Consider the following 3,331-nt stretch of genomic DNA (forward strand, 5'->3'; position numbering starts at 1 on the left):
GATCTTTTTAAAAATTTGACGAACTCTTTCTCGTGATAATCCTAACTCTCTTGCAATTTGAGCAAAATTTTTTCCTTTATCATCTTCACCGAATCCAAAATATTCCTTTATTATATGTGCATCTCTTGGACTGAGCTTACTAATTTTTTTATTGATTTTTTCTTTAATTTTCTTTCTATAGTAAATCTTTTTAGGGTCATCTTGATTTTCTTGAAGGCTTGTGTCGGTTATTTTACGAGCCCTAATTCTTGATAACGCATCTGGATATTCTCTGAGTCCGCTGAGATTTCTTTTTGAGTAAGTAATTTCATCAAGAGATATAATATCAGTTTGTTGAGCAATTAAATCTTGAGCCTTTTTCTCCTTAATATTAACCTCTTTTGCTAATTCTTTAAGGCTTGCCTCATCGCCTTCAGATGCACGATGTTTTTGTTTCGCAGATTCAATCTTACTAAGAGTTGATAAAGTTTTTGCAGGAATCCTTATCAATCTATTCTTTTCATAAATAGCATACTGGATAGCCTGCTGAATCCACCATACCGCATAGGTTATAAGTTTTGTATTTCGTTTTACATCAAATCTTTTAATTGCCTTTATAAGTCCGATATTCCCTTCACTAATTAGTTCGGAAAGAGTCAATCCCTTGCCTTGAAATTTGCTTGCGACTCTTACGACAAACTTTAGATTACTTTCTATTAGCTTATTCATTGCGGATTGGTCACCGTTTTGTGCCTTTATAATCAATTGTTTCTCTTCTTCTCTTGATAGAATTGGTATATCTGCAATATCTGAAAGATACTTTTGTAAGCCTTTATCTTCTGCAGGGTTTTCCATTATACTTTTATCCCGATATATTGAAATTTTTTATAATTGAATAATTCTAAAGGGCCTGCCTTTCGTCCTTCGTAGTACTACGGAGAATGGATTAGAATGAAAAGCAAATATAGTCATCAATATTTTGATATGAATGTTATATTCCCCAATCTTATTTTACTTATAAATGGAACTAAACTAAACAAAACAATTTTAACAAATAAAATAAAAAAATTGCTATACTGAAATATATTCAACTTATCTGATTTTTATTGCAATATAATGATAATAATTTTTTCCTGTTAAGACATACAATAAAATTGAACTTTTATCTTCTTTTTTCAAATTTTCAATTAAAGAATAATAATCATCAGTATCTTTAATTTCTTGATAATCAATTTCAAGAATCACATCACCAAGAGAAAGTTCAGATTCATCTGCCGGTGAATCAACAATTATTTTAGAGACCATAGCTCCTTTATCCGCAGAGATTTTCATTCGTTTTGCAAAATCAGAATCAATATCTTGAACTTCTATTCCGAGCCATTTATTTGTATCCTTTTGTTTAGACTCTTTCTTTGCTACTGAAGTTTCTGGATAAGCTTCTAATTTTGCTTTTTTTATTAGTTCCTTACCTTTGCGGATAATCTTAATATCCACCTTATCCCCGACTTTTGAATTCGCTACCATTAATCTGAATTTACTTAAATTTTTAACTGGCTTGCCATCAAACTCAATTATAACATCACCTTTTTTCAATCCAGCTTTTTCTGCAGGAGTATCTTTTTCTACCTTTCCTATTATAACCCCTTGCAATGAAGCAAGGTTTAGATTTTCCTGTAAAGACGGGGTAATCTCCTGTGGGAGAATACCCAAATATGCTCGCTCAACATAACCTTTCTCAATCAAATCATTGGCTACAGCTTTTACAATATTTATAGGAACAGCAAATCCAATACCAACATTTCCACCACTAACTGTTGAAATTGCTGCATTAACACCTATAACTTTTCCATCAATACCTACGAGTGGACCTCCACTGTTTCCTGGATTAATAGCAGCATCTATTTGAATATAATCTTGATAAAGTGGGGATTTGCTCCCAAATGATAGACCTGCCCTACCTTTAGCACTAACTACACCCACTGTAACAGTTCCACTTAGATTCTCTGAAAATGGGTTTCCAATAGCGATTACCCAATCCCCTACTTCAATATCATCGGAATCTCCTAATGGGGCAACATTGACTTCTTGGGCTTTTTCTACCTCAATTTTAATTACTGCCACATCTGTCTTATCGTCTAATCCAATTATTTCAGCATCATATTTCTCTTTATCAAAAAGTGTTACAGTAACTTTGCCTTCTTTGCTTTTCCCGACAACATGATTATTGGTAAGGATATAGACCTTTCTGCCATCTTGACGGAAAATAAAACCTGAGCCCATTCCAGTAAATTTTCTTTTTCTTTTATCTGGTTGAGATGGTTCAGGTGGGAAAAAGAACTTAAAAAAGTCATCATCAAAAGGAAATGGGGATTTGAAAGCAAGGTATGGACTTTCCTCTTCCCATTCAACTTTGATACTAACAACTGTTTCCCGAATATCTTTTACAATACTCACAAAAGGACTATGTCCTGTCTCATTAATACCTAACTGTGGAATAGCAAATAATGGATATGAAACAATAATTAATATAAACAGAATAACTACGGATGATTTATATTTTATCATTTTATTCACCTATGAATGATATTAACTCTATATTAAGATTTTGATATTTATGCTTTTTTCACTCTTCCGCTTTTTATACATTGGGTACAAACCCACATCTTTTTAATCACACCATTAACATTTACTTTTATGTGTTGCAAATTTGGGTTCCATCTTCGTGGAGTCCTTCTATCTGATTTACTTCTATTTTTGCCAAACATTGGTGCTTTCCCGCATATCTCACACTTCCGTGCCATCTTAACTCCTAAAAAAATTCACTCTTAATAAGTTGACATAATTTTAATTTACAAAATTTTAAAGCAAGTTTTTTAAAAAACTATCTTAGAAAATTCCATAAGCAAGCAAGAAATTAAATTTCTATCCACCCTAAATGTAGCCAGCTGATTGACATTCCAATGTTGATTTCTTCACCATATAGGTAATCTTTTGAAAACTACATAATCCCACTATTTATCTATAACCATAAGGAATTTAAGATCTTTATGGAACTTTCTAAATTTAGAAGATAAAAAAAAATTTGGCAGTCTGCTTTTTTTTTCAAAAATTGACTTTATATTTCTGAGGGAGAAAGAAAATGAGCAAAATAAAATATTTAGTTTTAATATTTCTCACTGTGCTGATTTCTACCACCACCTTCGCTGCAGAATACATTGTCCCTAAAAAACCAGCTTCTGTTGATGTGGCGGATATTGATTTGGATGGGGATTTGGATATTGTTTTGGGTCACGATCAGCATGGAGAGGATTATTGGGGACAAGTAAGTATTTTAGAAAACAATGGAAGTGGA

At 32.3% G+C, this 3,331-nt stretch carries 5 protein-coding genes; 2 read left to right on the forward strand and 3 right to left on the reverse strand.

Annotated features, from left to right (window positions below; genetic code table 11):
• Positions 1-834: RNA polymerase sigma factor RpoD/SigA (locus U9R23_01530; GenBank protein MEA3475117.1), on the reverse strand; the 834-nt coding region annotated here is incomplete at its 3' end.
• 96 nt (positions 835-930) lie between these two features.
• On the opposite strand from U9R23_01530, the gene U9R23_01535 reads away from it, so the two are divergent.
• Positions 931-1,059 carry a hypothetical protein gene (locus U9R23_01535; protein ID MEA3475118.1) on the forward strand — a complete coding sequence of 43 codons (129 nt, stop codon included), beginning with the start codon at positions 931-933 and terminating at the stop codon, positions 1,057-1,059.
• A 12-nt stretch (positions 1,060-1,071) separates the two neighbouring features.
• Here U9R23_01535 and U9R23_01540 read toward each other — a convergent pair whose 3' ends face one another.
• Both U9R23_01540 and rpmB read right to left on the reverse strand, forming a co-directional pair.
• Positions 1,072-2,544, reverse strand: a complete 1,473-nt coding sequence (locus U9R23_01540; GenBank protein MEA3475119.1) for a trypsin-like peptidase domain-containing protein — start codon at positions 2,542-2,544, stop codon at positions 1,072-1,074.
• Positions 2,545-2,591: 47 nt separating this feature from the next.
• Positions 2,592-2,780, reverse strand: coding sequence for a 50S ribosomal protein L28 (gene rpmB / locus U9R23_01545; GenBank protein ID MEA3475120.1), 189 nt, complete (start codon positions 2,778-2,780; stop codon positions 2,592-2,594).
• A gap of 338 nt (positions 2,781-3,118) precedes the next feature.
• Here rpmB and U9R23_01550 point away from each other — a divergent pair.
• Positions 3,119-3,331 (forward strand): hypothetical protein (locus U9R23_01550; GenBank protein MEA3475121.1); only part of this gene is annotated, 213 nt, incomplete at its 3' end.

Source organism: Candidatus Cloacimonadota bacterium (genome assembly GCA_034722995.1).
Taxonomy (GTDB): Bacteria; Cloacimonadota; Cloacimonadia; order JGIOTU-2; family JGIOTU-2; genus JAGMCF01.